We start from the raw sequence: 21,795 nt of genomic DNA on the forward strand, positions 1-21,795 counted from the left end.
TCGATCACCCGGTCGACCAGCTCGTTCACCGGCACTCCGAGCAGGGGCCGGGCGGCGCCGTGCGCGACGTCGGGAGTGTCTTCCTGCTCAGCGCGCCGGGACCCTGGGTCGTCCGGCACGACGAGGCGATGCTGGCGGCGGCCCGGTCCGCCGGGGTGCGGAAGGCGGTGAAGGTGTCGGCCATCGGCACCGGTGAGCGGGCGGGCGCCAGGGTCGGCGACTGGCATCTGCCGGGCGAGGAGGCGCTGCGGGCGAGCGACCTGGAGTGGGCGGCGCTGCGGCCGTCCAGCTTCGCGTCCAACGCGCTGAGCTGGGCGCCGCGGATCCTGGCGGGCGAGCCGGTCCCCAACATGAGCGGGGACGGCAGGCAGGGCGTCATCGATCCGCTGGACGTGGCCGAGGCCGCGGTACGGGCGCTGACGTCGTCGGAGGAGAGCGTGCGGGGCGTGCTCACGCTGACCGGGCCCGAGCTGATCAGCGTTCCCGACATGGTGAAGGTGCTGGAAGAGACGGTCGGGGGACGGGCGCTGGGGACGGTCGAGGTGCCGTTGGAGGCGTACCGCGAGCAGTTGCTCGGGGCCGGGCTCGGCTCGGACTTCGCGGAGATCGCGGTCGACGGCGCCAGGCTGGTGGCGGAGGGCGGTAACGCTCGGCTCACGGAGGACGTGGAGCAGGCGCTGGGACGCCCGCCACGCGCCTTCCTGACCTGGGCGCACGACCATCGCGCGGCCTTCACCCGGTGATCGACGCGGGGGCACGATCAGGCGCATGGCCCACGAACGCCTGGTCAGGGGCTGCGTCTGATCAGGCGCTCCAGTCCACGAGCGCCAGCAGCCGTTCGGCCTGTGCGCGGTCCGTGGCGGTCAGGGTGATGCCTCTGACGAGCGTGAGCAGGTCGCGTACGTCAAGATCGGCTCGTACGAGACCGGCCTGCCTGGCCTCCTCCAGCAGCATCGAAGCGGCCTCGATCATGGTGCGGTGCCAGGCGGCGTGCAGGGCCGTGTCGTCCGTCGCGGCCAGGGCCAGATCGCGCTTGGTGGTCAGGTGGTCCATGAACAGCCGCAGCCACGTGTGCAGCGCCTCCCCCGGAGGCCCGGCCGCCCGCAGTGACTCCGCGCTCGCCCGGAGCTGTTCCACCTCGTCGGCGTAGACGGCGGCCAGCAGGTCAGAACGGGTCGGGAAATGTCGGTACATCGTGGCGTTCCCAACCCCGGCGCGGCGGGCGACCTCGTCCATCGGCGCGTCGGCGCCGCGCTCGGCGAACACGTGAGCGGCCGCGGCGAGCAGCAGGTCGCGGTTGCGCTGCGCGTCCGCCCGCAGAGGACGTGGCATCGTTCTCCTTGCTAAGTGGGGACTTCCCCGGTTAGTGTAGCGGCGACCCCGAAACGGGGAGTTCCCCACTTAATTCAGGAGCACATCAGAATGACGACCGCAGGAGAGGTGCATCGCCGGATAGTCGAGCTCTACCCCCAGGTGCTCGCCACCGGACGGATGGACGAGGCGCTCGCCCTCATCGACCCCGACGTGATCGACCACCGGGGCGGAACCGCCGGAGACCACCACGGGCTGGGGGCGTGGCGGGAGAAGTGGGAGCTGATGAGGTCGGGAGAGACGGGCTTCCACGACCTTTCGGTCACGGTCGAGCGGAACGTCTCGGACGATGAGCTGTCGTCCAACGTCTACCTCAGCCGGGGCACCCACACCGCCTCCGGCCGGCGGTACGAGGTGCGTGGGCTGGACATGATCCGCGTACGGGACGGCCGGATCGTCGAGCACTGGGCCGTCATGGACGCGGCGGCCAGACGCCACCAGCTCGGCCTCGACACCTGACAGCCCGCATGTGGGCGGCGGGATCAGTAGTCGACGGCGCGGCGATGCACCAGCCGCAGCCCCGCCTCCACCAGCACCCAGCCCAGGCGTGTCTCCAACCCGCGGACCAGCGAGCCACGCCCCTCAGCACGACCCTCCGCATGGCGCCGGCCTTGGCGGTGGCGCTCGGCCTCCGCCCGCAGTTCCCGGCCTCTCGCCCGTTCGACATACAGATACAAGTCCGGATACATCCCTACCCCTCCTCCACAACGTTCGGGTGAGCGCGTCCGACCACGGACGGGTGAGCCCTACGTACGGAACGGGAAGCCGTGCGCCTGCACGGCCACGTTCTCCCGCCCCTGCGTGTCGCCCGCCTCGCGAGCCGCGTTCCCATGCCGGCGCCACCGCAGCACGACCTCGTCGAGCTCCTCATGCAGCCGCTCCAGCTCAGCGGGCGTGAGCCGGAGCAGGTATTCGGAGGCGAAGGCCGCGCTACGCCAGTCGGCGGGCCAGGCCTGCTTCTCGTCGAGGTAGCGCTCGTAGAGCTCACCCCGCTGGCGCGCGTAGACCCGCGAGACGGCGGTGTGGACGGCGGCACGCTCAGGCGCGTCGAAGTCCTCGTCCTTGGTGGTGATGACGGTGGACACCGACTGCCACCAGCGCTCCCTGGCATCCCCGCTGCGCCCCTCCGTCTCCTCGATGATGCCGTGGGCGGCCAGCTTGCGCAGGTGGTAGCTGACCAGCGACACGGCCTCGTCGACCTGGTCGGCGAGCTGCGAGGCGGTGGCCGTGCCCGCGACGGAGAGCGCGCGGTAGAGCTGGATGCGCAGCGGATGGCCGAGGGCCTTGAGCGTGTCGAGGTCCTTGACGCGGTGGGTCTTCTCGGTGGGCGCCATGACACCCACCCTAGAAGCGAAAATAAATTTGCGCAAATAAAATTTCGCATCTGCGCGGGGCCGTACGGAGACGTCCTGGCGAGGGATGGACACGTTAGGGCAGTCCAGGTCAGGGCGGAGCAGGTGGCGTAGGGTGGCGACCCGACGAGGTGACCGTGTCGGAGCGGTTGCTCAACGGGGAGGCCGCGACGGGGCGGCTACCTGACCGGGAGGTCGTAGACGCGGCGGATGCTGCTGCCGAGCCGGGCCACGTTCGCGCCGTAGATGTGCAGCGACACACCCACCTCGTCACTCGTGTTGCACACCTTGTGGATGTCCCCGGGCGGGGCGAACCCGCTGACCTCCCCCGGCCGGTTGTCGGCCCGGCCGATCTCCACGAGGTGATCGCCCATGTCCCGGTAGAGGGTCTCGTGCTCGATCCCGCTGAGGATGCCGAACGTGCACCACGACACGTGGTCGTGGACCACCGTGTCCTGGCCCGGCCGCCAGACGACGGCCGCGATCGAGAAGTCCTCCTCGGCGTGCAGCACGTGGGAGACGTACCCGTCGGGTGAGCCCGCGCGCTCCTGCGGCGTGAGGATGTCGAGGGCGGGCAGGTGCTCGCGCAGGAACGCGGCCACGGCCAGCGCGCTCTCGTGGCGGCCGAGCCGGCGGGCGGCGATGCGGGACACGCCGTTCACCAGGACGTCCAGTCCGGGTCGGACGGTCGTGGCGGCCAGGTTCATGGCTTTCTCCCGGGAGCTCCAGCGGTTCTTCCTTCTCTCCCTACGCTCCTCCCTTCCGAACGATAGGTCCAACAGAAGTTTTCTGGCTGATCAATAGATATGATTGATGGATGCTCGACGTCGTACGCCTGCGTGTCCTCGTCGCGGTCGCCCGCAAGGGCTCGCTGACCGCGGCGGCCAAGGAGCTGCACTACTCCCAGCCCTCGGTCAGCCACCACCTGGCCAGGCTGGAGGCCGAGACCGGTGCCAAGCTCGTCCAGCGCGCCGGGCGCGGCATCAGGCTCACCGAGGCGGGCCGGCTGCTGGCCGAGCGGGCCGCGGAGATCATCGGTCGGCTCGACGCCACCGCCGAGGAGCTGGCCGCGCACGTGGGGCTGCGTTCGGGGCGGGTGCGGCTGGCCGCGTTCCCCTCGGCGCTGGGCACCTTCATCCCGAAGGCGGCCCGGCTGCTGGCCGGCGCGCACCCCGGGCTGCGCCTGCAGCTCACCGAGACCGAGCCGCCGGAGGCGCTGCGGCTGCTGCGGGCCGGGCGGGTGGACGTGGCGGTGATGTTCCGTTACGACGACACCGCCCCCGAGGACAAGGGCATCCACATGATCCACCTCCTCGACGACCCCAGCTACCTGGTGTCCAGCGCACCGCCCGGCGACCTCGCCGACCACGCCGAGTCGTCCTGGATCGCCGGGTGCGACCGGTGCCGCAGCCATTTGCTCGACATCTGCGACAAGGCGGGGTTCGAGCCGCACATCTCGTTCACCAGCGACGACATCGTGGCCGTGCAGGCGCTGGTGGCGGCCGGGCTGGGGCTGACCATGCTGCCGGGGCTCGCGCTCACCGCGCACCGCCATCCCGAGGTGGAGGTCGCTCGGGTGCCCGGCTCGACCAGGCACGTGTACGCCGCCGTCTACGGCGAGCCACCCCACCCACCCGCCGTCGAAGCGCTCCTCTCAGCACTTACAGAAAGCTTTTGACGCCGTATTTAGGATGTCCTCATGCCGGAAATCACGACGCTCGCCGTCTTCTGCGCGGCCACGCTCGGGCTGCTCATCGTGCCCGGGCCCGCGGTTCTCTACATCGTCACCAGGAGCGTCTCCCAAGGCCGTTCCGCCGGCCTGATCTCCGTACTCGGCGTGCACACCGGCTCCCTCGTCCACGTGGCCGCGGCGGCGCTGGGCATCAGCGCCCTGATCTCGGCCTCGGCCACGGCGTTCACCGTGGTCAAGTACGCGGGCGTGGCCTACCTGCTCTGGCTCGGCGTACGCAAGCTGATGCGCGGGGGCGACGGCGGCGAGACTATCGAGCTCAAGGTCCAGTCGAAGCGGCGGCTGTTCTGGGAGGGGTTCGTGGTCAACGTGCTCAACCCCAAGACCGCCATCTTCTTCCTCGCGTTCCTGCCGCAGTTCGTCCACCCGGAGGTGGGGCCGATCGGGCCGCAGATCCTCCTGCTCGGCGCGGTGTGGATCCTGCTCGGGATGGCCTCCGACGGCACGTACGCGATGCTCGCCTCGGCCCTGGCCGGCCGGGTCCGTCAGTCCGTACGCGCACGTCGGCGGCTGGATGTCGGGAGCGGGATCGTGTACCTCGGGCTGGCCGCGTGGCTCACAACCGAGAAGGCGTGACAAGCCGGGAAATTTCCTGGCCATAGTGCGATAGTGAGATGGGATCAGGCACTGACCAGAAAGACGGCACGCCGGGACGTGGCTAAGACGTAGCTCATAGGCGGACCCATGGACACGCCACCGCACCGCCTCGGACTCGAACGGGTCGTCGAGGTCTTCTCCGGTCATGACGACCTCGTCGGCGTGACCGGCTCCGGCTATGTGATCGGCCCCGACCTCGTACTGACCTCCGCCCGCCTGGTGCCCGCCTCTGGGCGGTCGGCGTATGACGGCGATCGGTCGGCTGTGCTGCCGACAGGAGACGGCGAAGGGCAAGGGGGAAGTGGCCGGGCCTCGTGTCACGTACGCCTGCCCGGGTCGGCGCGCTGGACGGAGGCCGAGCCGGTGTGGCGCGGACGCGGCAGCGCGGACGCGGTGCTGCTCAGGACCGCCGAACCGGTGTGGGCCGACCTGCCGGGCATCGAGCACAACCGCTGGGCCCGGCTCGCGGGCGACTCCACTCCCCTGCGCTGTGTCGCCAGGGGGTTCGCCCAGGAGGTTCGGCGGGGCGGCCTCCGCATAGCCGAGACGCTGTCCGGCCTGGTTTCCCCACCCACGGGCGCGGTCTCGAAAACCCTCACGTTCAGCGTTCTGCCCCCTGCCTCGGCGGGACCGATGGGGAGTGCGGAGGCAGCCGGCGGGACGAGTCCCGGGCCCGAACGAACAATCGGGGGCGCCGCCAGAGGAGCGAGCGCCGGGGACGAAGAGGTGCCGGAGGCGCTCTGGCGGGGAATGTGCGGGACCGTCGTGGTCGCCGAGCCCGCCGGGCAGCTCATCGGAGTGGTCACCCCGACGACGGCCGGACACGCCGAGGGACGGCTGGACGTCGTTCCCGTGACCGCGTTACTGGGCGACGAGCGGTTTCGAGAGCTGGCGGGCGTGTCTCCCGGCGCGCTGGAGACGCTAGCGGGGAGCGACCATGCCGTCCCCTTGCCCGCTCTGATGACACCCGCCCGCGAGAAGCTGCCGCCGGACTGCCCCGACTGGACGTTGTTGATGGCGCGGCACGCGGTGGTCCCGTTCCTGGGCCGACGCGAAGAGCTGACCGAGCTACGGACGTGGGCCACCGACGAACCGGGCTCGCTGTCGATCGCGGTGGTGAGCGGGCGCGGCGGCATGGGGAAGACCCGGCTGGCGGGCGAGCTGTGCGTGGAGCTGGAAAGCGAGGGCTGGGACGCGGGTTTCCTGCCCCTGGACGCGTTGGCAGGCCCCCTGGCCGGCCGGGACACGATGAAGGATCCCCTGGCCAGTCGGAGCACCTCGCTTGAGGCGCTGCGGCCGACCCTGATCGTCGTCGACCGTCCCGAGCCGTCGGCACCGCTGGTGGGCGAGCTGATCCGGCGGCTGGCCAAGCACGGACACAACCCTCGCGTACGCCTCCTGCTGCTGGTCCGCGAGCCCGGCGAGGCGGACTGGTGGCGGCGGCTCGACACGGCGGCCGGAGGGTGGCTGCGGCGGCTCAACACCACGACCGTGCGCCTCAACAGCCGCCCCCTCACGCTGCAGGAACGGACCGAACACGCACTCGCCGCCATGAAGGCGTTCGCACCGAGCCGCGCCGCACTCCCCAGCCCGCCACGCCTCGACGACCCCGAGTACGGCCTCCCCCTCCACGTCCACCTGGCCGCCCTACTCCGCCTGTGCGACAGCGACGGGGACGGCAGAACGGGCACAGGCCAGGTGACCGACGAATACACCGATGGAAGCGCACGTACCAGCACGAACGAGCACCCCGACGTGGACGGACGCACCGACACAAGCGGACGAACCACCAACACAGGCTGGCCCACCGACGCAGGCGGACATATCGGTACCGGTGGACGAATCAGCACAGGCGGGCGAACCGACCCGGGCGGGAGCGGATCGCTGGGGCGGTTTCTGATTCGGGAGTGTGATCAGTGGGCGCGGGTCTGGCCGGACGGGCAGGAACGTCTGGCCGACGTGACGGCACGCCGAGCCGTAGCGGTCCTCACGCTCACCGCACCCACCCCCGCAGAACTGCCCGGCCTGCTGACAACGGTGCCGGGGATCAGCACCCGCGCACTCGGCGGCGCGTTCGGCCTGCACGGCAGCGCCGCCTCGAACGCCGCCGGCTGGCTGGGCCGCCTCTTCCCCCCTCCCCCACCTACCCCCGTCTCGCGCCGGGACCCGCGGCTGACTCCGCTCGGGCCCGACCTCCTCGCCGAGCAACTCCTCGCCACGACGGAGGGCCTGGACGCGCTGGTGCTCGCCGTACACGACCATGAGGGCCGGACGGTCGAGCAGCTCGTACGGATGCTGGACGTCCTGCGATCGTGCGCCGGCCGGGAACGAGTGCGGGCGGCGCTGTGGGCCCTGATCGCCGACCGGCTCGGCCCTCTGGTCGCCCAGGCGGAGGCGAACCCTGCCGCCCGGCTCGGCGACATGCTGAACGCCGCGCTCCTGCTGTTCGCCACCGACCAGCGGCTCGCCGCGTCCGTGGCCGCACTGCCGCCCCCGCGACGGACGCCGGACACCGCGCGACCGGACTCGCCTGCCGCCACCGGGCCGGGGCTGCGGGCGCTTGAGGTGACGCTGGCCGAGCTGAGCGTGCGGCACCGGCGGGCGAGCGGCGAACGGATCGCGCTGGCCAAGGCACTGACGAAGCTGTCGGCCGCGCTGGCGGCCGTGGGGCGGGTCGGTGAGGCGGTCGTCGCGGTGGCGGAGGCGGTCGAGGTGTACGCGGGCGCTCCCCCGTACGAGGAGGCGGCCGGGCGGGCGGAGGCGGCGTTCGGGCTGGGATCGTGCCTGCTGCTCGGCGGTGAGGCCGACGGCGCGCTCAAGCCGACGCAGGAGGCGGCGGCCCGCTTCCGCATCCTGGCCGAGGACGACCCCCGCTACCTGGAACAGGCCGCGCGGGCTCACTACAACGTCGCGTGCGCGCTGCTGGGGGTCGGACGGCTGGGGGAGGCGGTGGCGGCGTTCGAGGCGGCGGGCGGTGACGCGGGCTTCGCGGCGAACGTGACGAGCATCCTGTCGGTCCTGCCACCAGCCGACTCCCCCACGGCAGACGATCCTCCGGCCCGCCAGCCGCCCACAGACACGCCCGGCTCAGCCGAGCCGCCTCTCGTAGGCGCGCCCGCTCCAACCCAGCAGCCTCCCGCAGGTGAGCCCGGCCTAGATGGGCTGCCGCTCGCAGGCAGGCCCGGCCCAGCCGCGCAGCCAACCGGAGGCATATCCGCCCCAGACCCGCACCCATCAGCACCTATGCCCACCCCACCCTCAAAGGCGACCATCCGTGGATCCGTTGGAGAGGCAGGGGCCGTCGGGGGTGGGTTCAAGGCGTTCACGCCCCCGTCCCGGACGATGGCAGGGCGGGTGCCGGTGGCTCCGTCCCTCCAAGCCCCCGAGCCGCTGACCCCCTTCGAGGGGATCGGCACCGCCGCCGCGCTGCCCGAGCTGGCCGCCTGCATCGCCGTCGCCGTCACCTCCGCTGTCAGAAGCGTCGCCCCCACCAGCAGGGACGTGGCCCACCGGCTGCACCTGATCGCCACCTGGCTGGAGGCACACGGCAGACCGGCCGACGCCCTCCGACCGGCCACCGAGGCGGTCGGGCGGCTGCGGACGCTGGCGGCCGAGGAGCCTGGGCTGCGGGTCCTGCTGGCGTTCGCCGCCTCCGTCCTGTCCAGGCTGCACGCCCGGCTGGACGATCTGGACGCCGCCGTCAGGTACGCCGCGGAGGCCGTACGCAACCTACGGGCCCTCGTCACCCTCGAACCGGATGAGCACCGCCCCGCCCTGGCCGGGCAACTGCTCGATCTCAGCGAACTGCTGCTGGTCGATGACCGCCCTGAGGAGGCGCTGGGGCCGTTGCAGGAGGCCATGGCACTGCCGTCCGAGCCGGATCCGGCCACCCGGGTCAGGGGCACGTGGCTGCTGGGCCTCTGCCTGGACGAGCTGGGCCGCACGACCGATGGCCTGGCGCAGTTGGAGCTCGCCGCCGAGCGGTATGAGCTGCTGAGCGCCGAGGACGCCGGCTACGCCCGCCATCACGCCGAGGTACGGGCCAGGATACGGAGGAGGCCGGAGCCCGGCCCGCCATGCTCATCGGCCTCGCCAGGTCCATCGGGCCGGCCAGGCCCGCCGGGTCTGCCAGGCCTATCGAGTCCGTCAGGCCCGTCCGGTCTGACAGGTCCGTCGGGTGTGCCAGACCTTTCGGGTCCGCCGAGTCCGCCGGGCATCGGACTGCCGTGGCTGCTGACGGTGTTCCTCGACCGGCCGGAGGAGGCCGTGAGCAAGGCCGAACAGCGGCTCAGATCACAGGGCGAGATTGACGGTACGGCCGGGGTCGAGCAGGTTCATGCGCAGCTGTCGGCGCTGGCCATGCTTGCGCGGGCCTGGGCGGACGCGGGGCGGCCGGCGGACGGGTTCACGTTGGCGACCCGGGCGGCCGAACTGCTCCAACAGCATGCCGCGCCCGACGGGCCGCACGCCATCGCCGTGGGCATGGTGGCAGCCGCGCTCGGCCGCTCGCTCGTGGGGCTCGGACACGCCGAGGAGGCTCTCCCGTATCTGCGGACCGCCATCGAGTCGTACGGGCCACACGCCGCGACGAGCGCCGAGTTCCGTACTGAGCTGGCCGAGCTGATGATCCTTGAGACGACCGCCCTGTCGCGCACCACCTGCCCACCGAACGCGGAGGTCGCTGCGGTGGGGACGGTGGAGGCGGAGAGGGCGGCGGATCGGCTGGTGCGGCTGTGTTCGGCGCTGGTGGCGGAGGAGTTGCGGGCGCCGCTCCTGCTGGCGGGGGCGTTGCGGCTCCAGGCGGAGATCTGCTGGAACAGGCGTGATACGGATCCCGGTCAGAAGGCCGAAGCCGCGCTCCAGTCGATCACGCGGGCGCTCGGTCTCCTGCCGTCCTCGCCGGAGGAGCAGGACGAGCGTGAGCAGTTGCTCGCCGCCACGTGCTGGGAGCTGGCCGGCCTTTGTCTGGCCGAGCTGCACGAGAGCGACGCGGCCAGGGAACGGCTGACGGCAGGGACGTCGGCGATGGCGCGGCTCGGGCCTGTTCCTGGTGATCTGTCCGGGGTGCATGTGCACGCGCTGCTCCGGCTGGCGGAGTTGCGAGTGGAGGAGGCGGGGCCGGCTGCGGCCACCGGCCTGTACGCCCAGATGCTCGGGGTACGTCCGCTTCCCGGGATCGAGGTGATCGACGCGGTTATCGACCGGCTCTCCTGGTTCGCGGACGCGGGCGAAGAGGCGGCCTCCGGGCTGGTGGGGCCGCTGACGGGATTCACCGAGGCGCTGGAGCGTGAGGTACCGCTGATGCCGTCCAGGGCGGCAAAGCGCAAAGGGCCGGTGACGGCGTCCACGCCGACGGAGCACGAAGGACCAGTGACGGCGCCCAAGACGGCGGAGCACGAAGGGCCTGCGGCGGCGTCCGTGCCAGTAGGGCACGGGGGGTTGGTGGGTGGTGGGCTGGGGGTGCATGCGAGGTTCGGTCGGTGTCTGGGTGCGTTTGCGGCGGCTGCGGAGCGGGCTGGGGACGTTGCGACCGCCGTTCACCTCCATGAGCTGGCTGTACGGGTCCACCGGGGGCTTGCCATCGTCTCCGGCGCCCATCGGGAGTCGCTTGGGTCGGCGCTGGCGGCGCTTGTCACCGTGGCGGCGCGGGAGCGGGGTGGGGCTGGGGGCAGGCGGGGTGATCGGGTCGGGCCGGCCGTGGTCGAGCAGGCGATCGATCTTCTCGGCGCGCGCCAGGACCGTACGCTGGCCATGGCGCTGAACCACTACGCGGCCGGGCTGCTCGAACAGGGCCGTGGTGTGGAAGCGCTGGCCCACTGTGAGCGTGCCGCTGACCTCTGCGACGAGCTGGACGATCCGGCCGTGGCCGCCGTCACCTACGCGCAGCTCGGCTCGACCCTGGCCGCGCTGGATCGCCCGCAGGCCGCCCTTGAGGCGATCGCCTGGTCACTGGCCGAGCTGGACCGAGCCGAGCTGGATGGGGCCGAGCTGGGACGGGGCGGGACGGCGGGGGTGGGGCTGCCTGCCGTGGCGGGGGTGGAGCTGGTGCGGGTGCGGGCGCAGGCTGTTCAAGTTCGGGGGCGGGTGCTGCGGGCGTTCGGGCGGGAGCAGGAGGCGATGGCGCATCTCGTGGAGGCGTTACGCCTGTTCAGCGGGCTGCCTGAGCCGCTGGCGGCGGCCGAGACTGCCGGGCTGATCGCCGACGATCTTCTCGCGTCCGGGCGGCCCCAGGACGCGGCCGAGTACGCGCAGATTGCCGTGAACGGTCACGAAGCGGGCACGGTGAAGCGGGTGCTGGCGACCCAGCGGCTGGCCAGGTGTCACATGATGCTGGGTGCGCTGGAGCAGGCCAACGCCCTGGTGGAGGAGCTGATTCCGGTGGCCAGGCGGTCGCCCGACGACCTGACGTACCGGGCGGTCCTGGCGGACTCCCTGGCGCAGAGCTCAGAGCTGCTGCCCCTGCTGCGGTTGGACGACGGTGTCGAGGCCGAGGCGAGGGCGCGTGAGGCGATCGCGATCTACGACGAGCTGCTGACCACGGGCATGGACGCGCAGGCCGTGCACACGAGCAGGGCGGGCGCCTGCCTCACGCTGGCCGGGGCGCTGCGGATGCGGGAGCTGGCGGCCGAGGCGATCCAGCCGTTGCGGGAGGCGGTGGCGGCGCTGGAACGGTTCTCGCCGGGCAACCCGATGCAGGGCGGGCTGCTGTCCCGGGCGATGCTCATGCTGGGCGACGCGCTCATGGAGGCGGAGCGGGCGCTGGAGGCCGGGCTGGTCTTCCATCGCACCACACAGGTGACGCGGGACGAGCTGACCAGGGCCGTGGCGCACGCCCGGCTCGGCTTCTGCCAGCAGGAGCTGGGCCGGGACGACGCCGCCGACGCCGCCCTGCGCGTCTCGGCCGACCTGCTCCGCGAACTGTCCGGGGCCGAGAGCGACCTGCTGCGGGACGTGCTGCTCGGCCGGTTGAAGCTGCTGGAGAAGGCGGGAAAGGGCGCGGAAGTGAAGGCGGTTGAGGCCGAGCTGCGTCGCCTGGCCTGATCTGGCCTGGCCTGATCTGGCCTGGCCTGATCTGGCCTGGGCTGGGCTGGGCTGGGCTGGCCTGACCTCCGCCCGGCCCGACGCGCCCCCAAGGCCCGGGGCCAACGCGGCCCCGGGCCCGACGCGGAAGGCCCCTCAGCCGCCGGCGTTCTCGACGGTTTCCCTGGCCCAGCGGTAGTCGGCCTTGCCGGCCGGTGACCGTACCATCTCCCCCACGAACGCGTACGTCCGCGGCACCTTGTACCCCGACAACAACCCCCGGCAATGCGCGTCCAGCTCCGCGGCCGTCACCTCAACCCCAGGCCGCGGCTCGATCACGGCGGCCACCTTGGTGCCCCACCGCTCGTCCGGCACCCCGGTCACCACCGCGTCGAACACGCCAGGGTGCCCTTTGAGCACCGCCTCGATCTCCTCGGGGAAGACCTTCTCGCCGCCGGTGTTGATGCACTGCGAGCCCCGGCCGAAGACGTTCACGGTGCCGTCGGCGTCCACGGTGGCCAGGTCGCCGGTGAGCAGCCAGCGGGTGCCGTCCTCGTCGGTGACGAACGTGCGCGCGGTTTTCTCGGGGTCGTTGTAGTAGCCGAAGGCCACCCGCCCCGACCTGGCCACGGTGCCCATCTGGCCGGAGCCGGGCTCGACCGGCCGGTTCTTCTCGTCGAGGACGGCCAGGGTGACGACGGCGTTCGGCTTGTAGCGCAGGCCCTTCTCCGGTGAGGAGCCGGCCACGCCGGAGGCGGTGTAGCCGGACTCGGTGGAGCCGAAGCTGTCGAGGATCATCACGTTCGGGAGCAGCTCCTGGAGGCGGTCGCGGACCGCGCCGGTCAGGATCGCGCCGGTCGAGCTGATCACGAACAGGGAGGAGAGGTCGTATTCGCCGCCCTCCAGCGCCTCGGTGAGGGGTCTGGCCATGGCGTCGCCGGTGATGTTCATGGTGGACACGCGCTCCCGCTCGACCGTCCGCCACACCTCGGCGGCCTCGAACTTGCGCACGAAGACGGTGGTCGAGCCCATCCACCAGGAGATGAACGTGGTCATCTGCGCGGCCCCGTGCATGAGCGGCGGCACCGCCATCATGACCATGGGGGTGGCCTTGACGGCCTCGTCGACGACCTCCTGCGGGGTGGTGCGCGGCTCGCCGTACGGGTTGCCGCCGCCGAAGCCCATGAACAGGTCCTCGACGTGCCACATCGCGCCCTTGGGCATGCCGGTGGTGCCGCCGGTGTAGATGATGTAGACGTCCTGGCCCGACCGGACGGGGAAGCCGCGTTCCGGCCTGCCGCGTTCGAGCGCCGTGCCGTACGGCACCGCCGAGCCGATCGCCGAACTGATCGACGAGCCGCTCGACGGGGGCCCGCCGACCGAGATCAGGTGCTCCAGCAGCGGCGCCTGGCCGGCCACGGCGGCCACCCTCGGCTCGAACTCCACGTCGTAGATCAGCGCCCGCAGGTCGGCGTCGCGGTAGAGGTAGAGCAGCTCGGCCTCGACGTAGCGGTAGTTGACGTTGATCGGCACGGCTCTGATCTTGAGGGCGGCGAGCATGCCGGCGACGTACTCGACGCCGTTGTAGAGATGCAGGCCGACGTGCTGGCCCGGCTGGACGCCGAGGTCCATGAGGTAGTGGGCGAGCCGGTTCGCCTCCGCCTCCAGTTCGGCGTACGTGCGCCGCTCCTGGCCGCAGACGATGGCCGTCCTGTCCCCGATCGTGTCCGCGAGCCCTTCGAACAGGTCAGCGTGGTTGAACTCCATCAGGGTCTCTCCCGTCCGACGATCCACATCGCGAAGAACTGGGCTCCCCCGCCGTAGGCGTGGCCGAGCGCCGTACGGGCGCCGTCCACCTGGTGCTCGCCCGCCATCCCGCGCACCTGGAGCGCGGCCTCGGCGAACCTGATCAGCCCCGACGCCCCGATGGGGTTGCTGGACAGCACCCCGCCCGAGGCGTTCCACGGGATGTCACCGTCGAGTGCCGTGGCGCCCGACTCGGTGAGCTTCCATCCCTCCCCCTCTGCCGCGAACCCCAGGTTCTCCAGCCACATCGGCTCGTACCAGGAGAACGGCACATACACCTCGGCCACGTCGATCTGCCGGCGCGGGTCGGCGATCCCGGCCTGCTGGTAGACGTCGGCGGCGCAGTCCTTGCCGGCCTGCGGGCTGACCGTGTCGCGGCTCGCGCGGAAGATCGGCTCGGAGCGCATGGCCGTCCCGTGCACCCAGGCGGGGGTGCCGGTGACCGCCGACTCGGACGACAGCACCATCGCGCAGGCGCCGTCGCTGGACGGGCAGGTCTCCAGATAGCGGATGGGCTCCCAGAGCATGGGGGTGGATTCGACCATCTTCTGGTCGATGCCCGGGATCCGCAGGTGCGCGTACGGGTTCTTCAACGCGTTCAGCCGGTCCTTGACCGCGACGAGCGTCCCGATGTGCCCGGGTGCTCCGGATCTGCGCATGTACTCGCGGATGTGCGGGGCGAAGTAGCCGCCCGCGCCCACCACCAGCGAGGCGCTGAACGGCAGGTGCGTGGACAGCGCCCAGGTGGCGTTGGACTCCGACTGCTTCTCGAACGCCACCACCAGCACCCGCTCGTGCACGCCGCCCTGGATGAGCGAGGCGCCGACCAGCGCGGTCGAGCCGCCGACGCTGCCCGCCGTGTGCACGCGCATCATGGGCTTGCCCGCCGCGCCGAGCGCGTCCGCCAGGTACGCCTCCGGCATCATCACGCCCTCGAACAGGTCGGGCGCCTTGCCGATGACCACGGCGTCGATGTCCTTGAACGTCAGCCCGGCGTCCTCCAGCGCCCGCAGCGCGGCCTCGCGGACCAGGCCGGCGATCGAGACGTCCCTGCGCTTGGTCGTGTAGTGCGTCTGCCCGACGCCGATGACCGCGCACCGGTTTCCCATGGTCATGCCTCCAGGACGGTCACGAGGTTCTGCTGCAGGCAGGGGCCGCTCGCGGCGTGGGCGACCGTGCGGCGAGCCCGGCCGTCGTGGATGTGCCGGGCGGCCTCGCCGATGCGGATGAGCCCCGTGGCCATGACGGGGTTGGCGGCCAGCGGCCCGCCCGACGGGTTGATCAGGGTGCCGCCGCCGAGTTCGAGCGCCCGCCGCAGGATGACCTCCTCGTGCGGGAACTGGGCGTGCAGCTCGGCCACCTCGACGGGGGCCTTGCCGACTCCGGCGGCTCGCCCGGCGTCGGCGGCCGACGCCGATGCCGACAGGTCGCGCAGGCCCAGGTAGTGGGGTTCGGTGCGGTGGGCGATGCCCCTGATGTAGGCGGGGTTGGAGCAGATCCGGGTGGCCAGGTCGCCGGTGGCCAGCACGATCGCGGCGGCGCCGTCCGTGATGGGCGGCACGTCCGTCTTCTTGAGCGGTTGCACGGCGAAGTCCTCGCCGTCGGGTTCGGGCAGATCGAGCGCGTACGGGTTGCCCCTGCCGTCGGCCCGGCTGCGCCGGACGATCTCGTCGAGCTCCGTACGGTCCGCGCCGACGGCGTTCGCCTGGAGCGCGGCGTAGGAGAGCTGGTCGAGGCCGAGCGGAGCCAGATAGTACGGGTCCAGCTGCAACGTCATGATCGTGCGCAGGTCGCCGAGCGACGACTTGCCGAACCCGTAGACGAGGGCCGAATCGATGTCGCCGTGCTGGAGCCGCACCCACGCCTCGTACAGGGCCCAGGCGCCGTCCATCTCGACGTGGCTCTCGGAGATCGGCGGCCAGGCGGCCAGCGCGTCGAGGGCCGAGACGAACGAGAACGGGGCGCCTGCGAGGTAGTCGCAGCTGCCCGAGCAGGTGAAGCCGAACCGCTTGAGTCCGGTGCGCTCCTTGATCTCGGCGATCACGGGCGCGATCAGCTCGGGCTCGGTCAGGCCGGTGTCGTGATCGGTGTGCCGCGTCTGGGCGAACGCGACGATCGCCACATCTCTCATGACAGCTCCACGTCGGGCTCGCCGGTGGGGGCGAACCAGCGGATGTTCGCCATGGACGCCGTGCGCTCGCTCTCGGGCACCCAGACCGCCTTGACCCGCATGCCCTGGCGCACCTCGTGTGCGGGAACGTCGCCGATGAGGGCGATCATGGGGATGTCGGTGGTGTCGAGCAGAATGTACGCCGAGACGAACGGCACCTCGGGGGCCCGGGGATCGGGCAGGTTGTTGATGGCGAACGTGGTGATCGTCCCGGTATCGGGCACCTCGAATGTGTCCCCAAGGCTTTGACCACATTCGGGGCAGTTGAGCCGGTAAGGCACGTACACCTTCGCGCACCGTTCGCACCGGCCGGCCAGGAAGACGCCGCGCTCGACGCCCTCCAGGAAGGTCCGCAGCGCGCCGCCGGCCTGGAGGCGGTACTCGGCGCGGACGTTCGACACGATCTTCGTGACCTCGGGGGCGAAGTGGGAGATGTCGGTGATGTGGCCGGTGGGCCGGTCGCTCCAGACCGGCCAGACCCGCATGCCCGCCGCCATCGCCTTGGGGTTGTCGGCGGCCACGGCGTGCAGCAGCGCGGTATCCGCGCCGTCCAGCTCGATCAGCGCCCAGGCGAAGGGGCGATCGAGGGGGTGGCCGTCCAGCGGCTCCTCCACCCAGGCCCACGTCTTCACCGTGCCGGCCGGGCCGACCTCGGTGTACTCGCCGGTGACCGGCTCGCCGGTCTCGGGGTCGTACTCCAGGGGCGGGACGAGCACCCGGCCCTCCGCCGTCCTGACCCCCACGATGCGGCGAGCGCGTAATTCGGTCAGGAACCGGCCGATCACCGGCCCCGTCGTCCGCGTGTAGCCGCCGGGGAACTCCAGGACGTGCTGAGCGACGAGGGGATCAGATGGCACGGTCGTGTCCCTCCCAGTACGGGGCTCGGAGTTTGCGTTTCAGCAGCTTGCCGTTGGGTTCGCGGGGCATCTCGGCGATGAAGTCGATGCTCTTGGGCCACTTCATCCTGGCCAGGCGGCCCTCCAGGGAGGCCAGCAGTTCGGCCGCCAGCTCGGGGCCCGGCTCCGCGTTCTGGGCCGGCTCGACGACGGCCTTGATCTGCTCGCCCCACTCCTCGTCGGGGATGCCGAACACGGCCACGTCGGCCACCTTGGGGTGGATCATCAGCTCGTTCTCGATCTCGGCCGGGTAGATGTTCGCCCCGCCGGAGATGATCATGTCGGCCTTGCGGTCGCACAGGTAGAGGAAGCCGTCCTCGTCCAGGTAGCCGATGTCGCCGACGGTGAAGTAGTCCTTGAGCCGGCTCGCGGCGGTCTTGGCGGGGTCGCCCTTGTACTCGAACGTGGTGCCCATCATCTTCATGTAGATCGTCCCTGGCGTCCCGGTGGGCACGGGTTCGCCCTCGTCGTCCGCGATGAGCAGCTCGCTGATCGGCCAGGCCGAGCCGACCGTGCCCGGATGCGCCTTCCAGCCCTCGGGCGTGGCCAGGGTGCCGCCGCCCTCGGTGGCCGCGTAGTACTCGTACACGCAGTCGCCCCACCATTCGAGCATCGCCCACTTGACCGGGACGGGACAGGGGGCGGCAGCGTGGATCATCCAGGAAAGCGAGGAGAGGTCGTACTTCGCCCTGGTCTGCTCCGGCAGCGCGAGCAGCCGCTTGAAGTGGGTGGGGACCAGGTGCGAGTTGGTGACGCGGTGCCGCTCGCACAGCGCCAGCATCTCCTCGGCGTCCCATCTGTCCATGTAGACGAGGGTGTGGCCCATGTGCAGGGCCGTGCCGCCGAACTGGGTCACCGCCGTGTGGTAGCTCGGCGAGGTCACCAGGTGGGCGTTCGGGCGGCCGGGGGTGATGCCGAACAGGCTGAGGAGGAACGTCATGAGCTCGGCTGACTCGTCCGGGTCCATGCCGCTGAGTGGCCGTCTGACGCCTTTGGGCTTGCCCGTGGTGCCGGAGGTGTAGTGCATGGTGGCGCCGGCGGTGCGGTCGGCGGGGGCGGTGTCGGGCTGCCCCTCGGTGAGCTCGCTCGCGTCCCGGAAGCCGTCTGAAGCGTTTCCGATGAGGAAGCGGCGCTCGGGCTCGATGGCCTCGGCGCCTCTGACGCCCTCGCCCAGGAAGCGCGGATGTACGAAGAACGCCTTGGCCTCGCTGTCGGAGACGATGTACGCGATCTCGGGCCCGGTCAGGTGCCAGTTGACCGGTGTGTAGTACCAGCCGGCCTGGAGCGCGGCGAGGTACAGGACGAGCCCGTCGGCGCCGTTCGGCATCAGGCCGCAGACGCCGTCGCCGGGCTGGAGCCCTAGCTCACGCAGCCCGTGGACGAGGCGGTTGGAGCGGGCCAGGAGGTCGCCCGCGCGGTGCTGCGTACCGTCGGGGTCCACCGCCGCGATCCACTCGGGATCCGCCTGCGCGAGCCTCCAGAAACCGAGCGTGCCCATCTGTCTCTCCTCTGCTCATGGCTTCACTCCGTGAAGCCGGCTCGGTCGCCCTTGATGCCGCCGTCTTCCCCCGCTCTGGTCGCTCCGCTCTCGCCGCTCCTTCAGACGACGGCGCTCCCTCGCGTCGTCGCGCGAGCAAAACAGGAACCTGTTCTCGTTTGCTGGTGGGAGCGTATCCTGGGCCAAAGTCCGTAGCAAGCGCTTGATTAAGTCACTTCGGAGGCATCCGTGGAGCTCCTGCCGATCAGCACCCCCCACTGCCGGATCGAGCGTGACGGCCACGTCCTGACCGTCACCATGAACCGGCCGGAGGCCCGCAACGCCCTCTCCTCGGACATGCTGATCGGGCTGGCCTCGGCGTGGGCGTACGCGTCGGAGGAGCCGGGGATCAGGGTCGCGATCCTGACCGGGGCGGAGGGCACGTTCTGCGCCGGCGCCGACCTCAAGGCCATGGGCCAGCCGTCGGCGGACCCGGAGGTGCAGGCCAGGGCCGCGCAGATCGCCAACTTCCACTGGAAGGGCCTGCTGCGCGAGGACCTGCCGACCAAGCCGATCATCTGCGCGGTCGAGGGCTACGCGGTCGCCGGAGGCACGGAGCTGCTGGTGGGCACGGACCTGCGGATCGTGGCCGAGTCGGCCACCCTGGGCCTGTTCGAGGCCAAGCGCGCACTGTTCCCCATGGGCGGCAGCGCCGTCCGGCTGCCCCGGCAGATCCCGTACTGCCACGCCATGGACCTCCTGCTCACCGGCCGCCCGATCACGGCGGCGGAGGCGCTGTCGATGGGCCTGGTCAACCGCGTGGTCCCGGACGGCCAGGCGCTCACGGCGGCCCGCGAACTGGCCGAGAACGTGGCGTCCTCGGGCCCGCTGGCGGTCCAGGCGATCCTGCGCACGTACCGGGACACGCTGGGCATGCCGGAGCCGGAGGCCCTGAAGGTGTCGGACGAGCTGGGCTGGCCGGTGATCGGCTCGGAGGACGCCAAGGAAGGCACGAGAGCCTTCCGCGAAAAGCGCCCGGCCACCTACCGCGGCCACTGAGGTCGGGGGTCAGTCGTTGGTGAGGCGGTCGAGGCGGGCCAAGGTCTCGCCGTACTCCTCCAGCAGGTCGTACACCACGTCCTTGGCCGGCCGGACCTGGTTCATCACGCCGATGATCTGGCCGGCGGGGAAGGTGGCCAGTTCGGTGGCGTCGGAGCGGCCGATGCGGCGCAGGGCGTCGGAGACCAGCATGAACTGCAGCGGCATCGGCAGCGTGCCGGGCGAATCCTCCGACTCCCACGCCTGCGTCCACTCGTTCTTGAGCAGGCGGGCCGGCTTGCCGGTCCAGCTGCGGGAGCGGACGGTGTCGCGGGAGGTGGCGGCCAGGATGCGGCGTTTGGCCATCTCCGGGGTGTCGGCCTCCTCGACCGTGAGCCACAGGGAGCCGGTCCAGACCCCGTCGGCCCCGAGCGCCATCCCGGCGGCCATCTGGCGGCCGTTGCCGATGCCGCCCGCCGCCAGGACGGGCACGTCCACGGCGTCCACGACCTGCGGGATGAGGACCATGGTGGAGATCTCGCCGGTGTGGCCACCGGCCTCCGTGCCCTGGGCGACGACCACGTCCACCCCCACCTCCACCTGCTTGAGCGCGTGGCGGGGGGTCGAGGCGAGCGCGGCGACCTTGACGCCGTGGGCGTGCGCGAGGTCCACCACGTCGGCGGGCGGCGGGCCGAGGGCGTTGGCGAGGAGCGCGATGGGATGGCGCAGGGCCACCTCCACCTGGGGGCGGGCGGTGGCGTCCGTCCAGCCGAGCAGCACCCGGCCGGCCTCGGCGTCGGCCGACAGCGGTGGGACGCCGTGCTTGGCCAGGAGGTCCTCGACGAAGGCGCGGTGGCCGTCGGGGATCATCGAGCGCAGCCGGCCGACCAGTTCCTCGGGGGCGAAGTCGGCGCCCTCGTACGAGGCCGGCATGACCACGTCCACCCCGTACGGCCGGCCGTCCACGTGGTCGTCGATCCACTTGAGCTCCTGTTCGAGCTCCTCCGGCGTGAAGTAGAGCGCTCCGAGCACACCCATGCCGCCCGCCCGGCTCACCGCGGCGACCACGTCCCTGCAGTGGCTGAACGCGAAGATCGGGAGTGCGATTCCGAACATGTCCGTGACACGTGTCCGCATGGCCCGACCATACGTCTGGAAACCAGCAAACTGCAACGCGTTCTAGACTAGAACTTCTCGTCTGGTACTCGCGGGTAACCTTGCGTTATAACTTGTTCTAGTTTGCTTTCCGGCAAAAGAAAAAGGGCCCGTTCGCACGGGCCCTTGGAATATGCGCGGACGTCACTCGGCGGCGGCCGGGCGGCGGCGGCCCACGACGACCCCCGCGAGGACCAGGAAGACGCCCACGACGAGCAGGACCAGCGGGATGGTGTTGCGCAGCAGGTTGATGGTGCTCTTGCCCTCCTGCGCGTCCTTGACCAGCCCTTCCACGGTCTTGTCGGTCATCTTCGCGGTGGCGATGAAGGCCGCCGAGCGCTCGACGCCGTCCTGCGTCTTCAGCACCTCGTGCCGCTGCACCTCCTGGCGCACGGGCGAGCCGGTGACCGGCTCGATCCAGTACGTGGTCTTGCCGTCGTACCAGCGGTCCACCTGCACGTCACCGGTCGTGCCTGTCATGCCGAGCACGTTGGCGGGGGCGGTGCGGGTCTCGGTCTTGGTCGGCGGCACGGACTGCTCGAAGACGTAGACGGGCAGGCCGTTGACGTTGTCCTCGCGCACGAACGTGGCGTCGAACGCCTTGCCCGCCGTGGCGTTGAACACCTTGTACGTCTTCTTCTCCACGTCGAACGGGAACTTGTAGACCTGTCCCTCGATCGTCACCGGCGCCTTCTCCACGCTGGTGCCGCAGCAGTTCACGCCCGCGCCCGTGTAACGGTCGAAGGCGCTGCGCCGCTCGGAGATGTCGATCTGCGGCCGCTTGTTGGTGACGTCGTTGACCACCATGGCCTCGTCCCAGACCACCCGGTCGCTGGTGGCCTCCTTCACGTCGCCGCGGGTGGTGACGATGATGTCGAGGTCGCCGGTCAGCACCTTGAGGTCCTGCAGCGAGAAGTACTGAGCGCCTTTGGCCTCCAGTCGCGAGATGCCGAACTGGTCGGCCGGGGCCGAGATGATCTGGCCGGCCGCCCAGAATTTCAGCAGTGGCGCCAGCGCGATGAAGAAAGCCCCGAACCCGATGAGGACGAGCGTTGAGATACGACCCATCGAGGCCTCCGCCTTAGTAGAACACGTTGTCGTCTGGTGCGATCGTCGAGCAACAAAGTATGACAGGGGGTGATGTCCGTCACCGGCGCCCCTAC

At 71.1% G+C, this 21,795-nt stretch carries 17 protein-coding genes; 6 read left to right on the forward strand and 11 right to left on the reverse strand.

Annotation, left to right across the window (positions count from 1 at the left end):
* Positions 1-59 precede the first annotated feature (59 nt).
* Complete coding sequence (locus tag AB0C27_RS22670) at positions 60-743, forward strand: NAD(P)H-binding protein (protein ID WP_357846945.1); 684 nt, start codon at positions 60-62, stop codon at positions 741-743.
* Between the two features lie 61 nt (positions 744-804).
* Here the strand turns inward: AB0C27_RS22670 and AB0C27_RS22675 are convergent, their stop codons facing one another.
* Positions 805-1,332: a helix-turn-helix domain-containing protein gene (locus AB0C27_RS22675; protein WP_357846948.1), complete on the reverse strand. Its 528-nt coding sequence runs from the start codon at positions 1,330-1,332 to the stop codon at positions 805-807.
* Between the two features lie 90 nt (positions 1,333-1,422).
* On the opposite strand from AB0C27_RS22675, the gene AB0C27_RS22680 reads away from it, so the two are divergent.
* Entirely contained in the window at positions 1,423-1,830 is a 408-nt protein-coding gene (locus AB0C27_RS22680) for an ester cyclase (protein ID WP_357846950.1), read from the forward strand.
* A 23-nt stretch (positions 1,831-1,853) separates the two neighbouring features.
* Here the strand turns inward: AB0C27_RS22680 and AB0C27_RS22685 are convergent, their stop codons facing one another.
* From AB0C27_RS22685 to AB0C27_RS22695, 3 genes are all read right to left on the reverse strand, one after another.
* Positions 1,854-2,060, reverse strand: a complete 207-nt coding sequence (locus AB0C27_RS22685; RefSeq protein ID WP_357846952.1) for a hypothetical protein — start codon at positions 2,058-2,060, stop codon at positions 1,854-1,856.
* Between the two features lie 57 nt (positions 2,061-2,117).
* Positions 2,118-2,705: a helix-turn-helix domain-containing protein gene (locus AB0C27_RS22690; protein ID WP_357846954.1), complete on the reverse strand. Its 588-nt coding sequence runs from the start codon at positions 2,703-2,705 to the stop codon at positions 2,118-2,120.
* A 197-nt stretch (positions 2,706-2,902) separates the two neighbouring features.
* Positions 2,903-3,430, reverse strand: a complete 528-nt coding sequence (locus tag AB0C27_RS22695; protein WP_357846956.1) for a cysteine dioxygenase family protein — start codon at positions 3,428-3,430, stop codon at positions 2,903-2,905.
* A 110-nt stretch (positions 3,431-3,540) separates the two neighbouring features.
* On the opposite strand from AB0C27_RS22695, the gene AB0C27_RS22700 reads away from it, so the two are divergent.
* The 3 genes from AB0C27_RS22700 (at position 3,541) to AB0C27_RS22710 (ending at position 12,111) form a co-directional block, all read left to right on the forward strand.
* On the forward strand, positions 3,541-4,401 hold the full coding sequence (locus AB0C27_RS22700) for a LysR family transcriptional regulator (protein WP_357846958.1): 861 nt from the start codon (positions 3,541-3,543) through the stop codon (positions 4,399-4,401).
* 21 nt (positions 4,402-4,422) lie between these two features.
* Positions 4,423-5,049 (forward strand): LysE family translocator, encoded by a 627-nt coding sequence (locus AB0C27_RS22705; protein WP_357846960.1) that lies wholly within the window; start codon positions 4,423-4,425, stop codon positions 5,047-5,049.
* A gap of 108 nt (positions 5,050-5,157) precedes the next feature.
* Positions 5,158-12,111 (forward strand): hypothetical protein, encoded by a 6,954-nt coding sequence (locus tag AB0C27_RS22710; RefSeq protein WP_357846962.1) that lies wholly within the window; start codon positions 5,158-5,160, stop codon positions 12,109-12,111.
* Between the two features lie 135 nt (positions 12,112-12,246).
* On the opposite strand, the gene AB0C27_RS22715 is transcribed toward AB0C27_RS22710, so the two are convergent.
* The 5 genes from AB0C27_RS22715 to AB0C27_RS22735 are packed head-to-tail and all read right to left on the reverse strand — an operon-like array spanning position 12,247 to position 18,460.
* Positions 12,247-13,857, reverse strand: coding sequence for an acyl-CoA synthetase (locus AB0C27_RS22715; protein WP_357846964.1), 1,611 nt, complete (start codon positions 13,855-13,857; stop codon positions 12,247-12,249).
* Positions 13,857-15,005, reverse strand: coding sequence for a thiolase domain-containing protein (locus tag AB0C27_RS22720; RefSeq protein ID WP_357847871.1), 1,149 nt, complete (start codon positions 15,003-15,005; stop codon positions 13,857-13,859). The genes AB0C27_RS22715 and AB0C27_RS22720 overlap by 1 nt, the downstream gene beginning before the upstream one ends.
* 2 nt (positions 15,006-15,007) lie before the next feature.
* Positions 15,008-16,027, reverse strand: coding sequence for a thiolase domain-containing protein (locus AB0C27_RS22725; protein ID WP_357846966.1), 1,020 nt, complete (start codon positions 16,025-16,027; stop codon positions 15,008-15,010).
* On the reverse strand, positions 16,024-16,923 hold the full coding sequence (locus AB0C27_RS22730; RefSeq protein ID WP_357846968.1) for an OB-fold domain-containing protein: 900 nt from the start codon (positions 16,921-16,923) through the stop codon (positions 16,024-16,026). The genes AB0C27_RS22725 and AB0C27_RS22730 overlap by 4 nt, the downstream gene beginning before the upstream one ends.
* Positions 16,913-18,460, reverse strand: coding sequence for an acyl-CoA synthetase (locus AB0C27_RS22735; protein ID WP_357846970.1), 1,548 nt, complete (start codon positions 18,458-18,460; stop codon positions 16,913-16,915). The genes AB0C27_RS22730 and AB0C27_RS22735 overlap by 11 nt, the downstream gene beginning before the upstream one ends.
* Before the next feature lie 228 nt (positions 18,461-18,688).
* On the opposite strand from AB0C27_RS22735, the gene AB0C27_RS22740 reads away from it, so the two are divergent.
* Positions 18,689-19,498, forward strand: coding sequence for a crotonase/enoyl-CoA hydratase family protein (locus AB0C27_RS22740; protein WP_357846972.1), 810 nt, complete (start codon positions 18,689-18,691; stop codon positions 19,496-19,498).
* Positions 19,499-19,507: 9 nt separating this feature from the next.
* On the opposite strand, the gene AB0C27_RS22745 is transcribed toward AB0C27_RS22740, so the two are convergent.
* Together AB0C27_RS22745 and AB0C27_RS22750 are read right to left on the reverse strand one after the other, a co-directional pair.
* Positions 19,508-20,614, reverse strand: a complete 1,107-nt coding sequence (locus tag AB0C27_RS22745; protein ID WP_357846974.1) for a nitronate monooxygenase family protein — start codon at positions 20,612-20,614, stop codon at positions 19,508-19,510.
* 162 nt (positions 20,615-20,776) lie between these two features.
* A complete protein-coding gene (locus AB0C27_RS22750; protein WP_357846976.1) occupies positions 20,777-21,700 on the reverse strand; it encodes a DUF3068 domain-containing protein in 924 nt (307 codons plus the stop codon).
* Positions 21,701-21,795 lie beyond the last annotated feature (95 nt).

This window comes from Nonomuraea sp. NPDC048882, from assembly GCF_040649755.1.
GTDB lineage: Bacteria > Actinomycetota > Actinomycetes > Streptosporangiales > Streptosporangiaceae > Nonomuraea > Nonomuraea maheshkhaliensis.

What these genes read in the sequence shown, in the direction of transcription:
- AB0C27_RS22675 (WP_357846948.1), bottom strand. Translation starts at nt 1,332, where the DNA reads ATGCCACGTCCTCTGCGGGCGGACGCGCAGCGCAACCGCGACCTGCTG.
- AB0C27_RS22680 (WP_357846950.1), top strand. Translation starts at nt 1,423, where the DNA reads ATGACGACCGCAGGAGAGGTGCATCGCCGGATAGTCGAGCTCTACCCC.
- AB0C27_RS22685 (WP_357846952.1), bottom strand. Translation starts at nt 2,060, where the DNA reads ATGTATCCGGACTTGTATCTGTATGTCGAACGGGCGAGAGGCCGGGAA.
- AB0C27_RS22690 (WP_357846954.1), bottom strand. Translation starts at nt 2,705, where the DNA reads ATGGCGCCCACCGAGAAGACCCACCGCGTCAAGGACCTCGACACGCTC.
- AB0C27_RS22695 (WP_357846956.1), bottom strand. Translation starts at nt 3,430, where the DNA reads ATGAACCTGGCCGCCACGACCGTCCGACCCGGACTGGACGTCCTGGTG.
- AB0C27_RS22700 (WP_357846958.1), top strand. Translation starts at nt 3,541, where the DNA reads ATGCTCGACGTCGTACGCCTGCGTGTCCTCGTCGCGGTCGCCCGCAAG.
- AB0C27_RS22705 (WP_357846960.1), top strand. Translation starts at nt 4,423, where the DNA reads ATGCCGGAAATCACGACGCTCGCCGTCTTCTGCGCGGCCACGCTCGGG.
- AB0C27_RS22710 (WP_357846962.1), top strand. Translation starts at nt 5,158, where the DNA reads ATGGACACGCCACCGCACCGCCTCGGACTCGAACGGGTCGTCGAGGTC.
- AB0C27_RS22715 (WP_357846964.1), bottom strand. Translation starts at nt 13,857, where the DNA reads ATGGAGTTCAACCACGCTGACCTGTTCGAAGGGCTCGCGGACACGATC.
- AB0C27_RS22720 (WP_357847871.1), bottom strand. Translation starts at nt 15,005, where the DNA reads ATGGGAAACCGGTGCGCGGTCATCGGCGTCGGGCAGACGCACTACACG.
- AB0C27_RS22725 (WP_357846966.1), bottom strand. Translation starts at nt 16,027, where the DNA reads ATGAGAGATGTGGCGATCGTCGCGTTCGCCCAGACGCGGCACACCGAT.
- AB0C27_RS22735 (WP_357846970.1), bottom strand. Translation starts at nt 18,460, where the DNA reads ATGGGCACGCTCGGTTTCTGGAGGCTCGCGCAGGCGGATCCCGAGTGG.
- AB0C27_RS22745 (WP_357846974.1), bottom strand. Translation starts at nt 20,614, where the DNA reads ATGCGGACACGTGTCACGGACATGTTCGGAATCGCACTCCCGATCTTC.
- AB0C27_RS22750 (WP_357846976.1), bottom strand. Translation starts at nt 21,700, where the DNA reads ATGGGTCGTATCTCAACGCTCGTCCTCATCGGGTTCGGGGCTTTCTTC.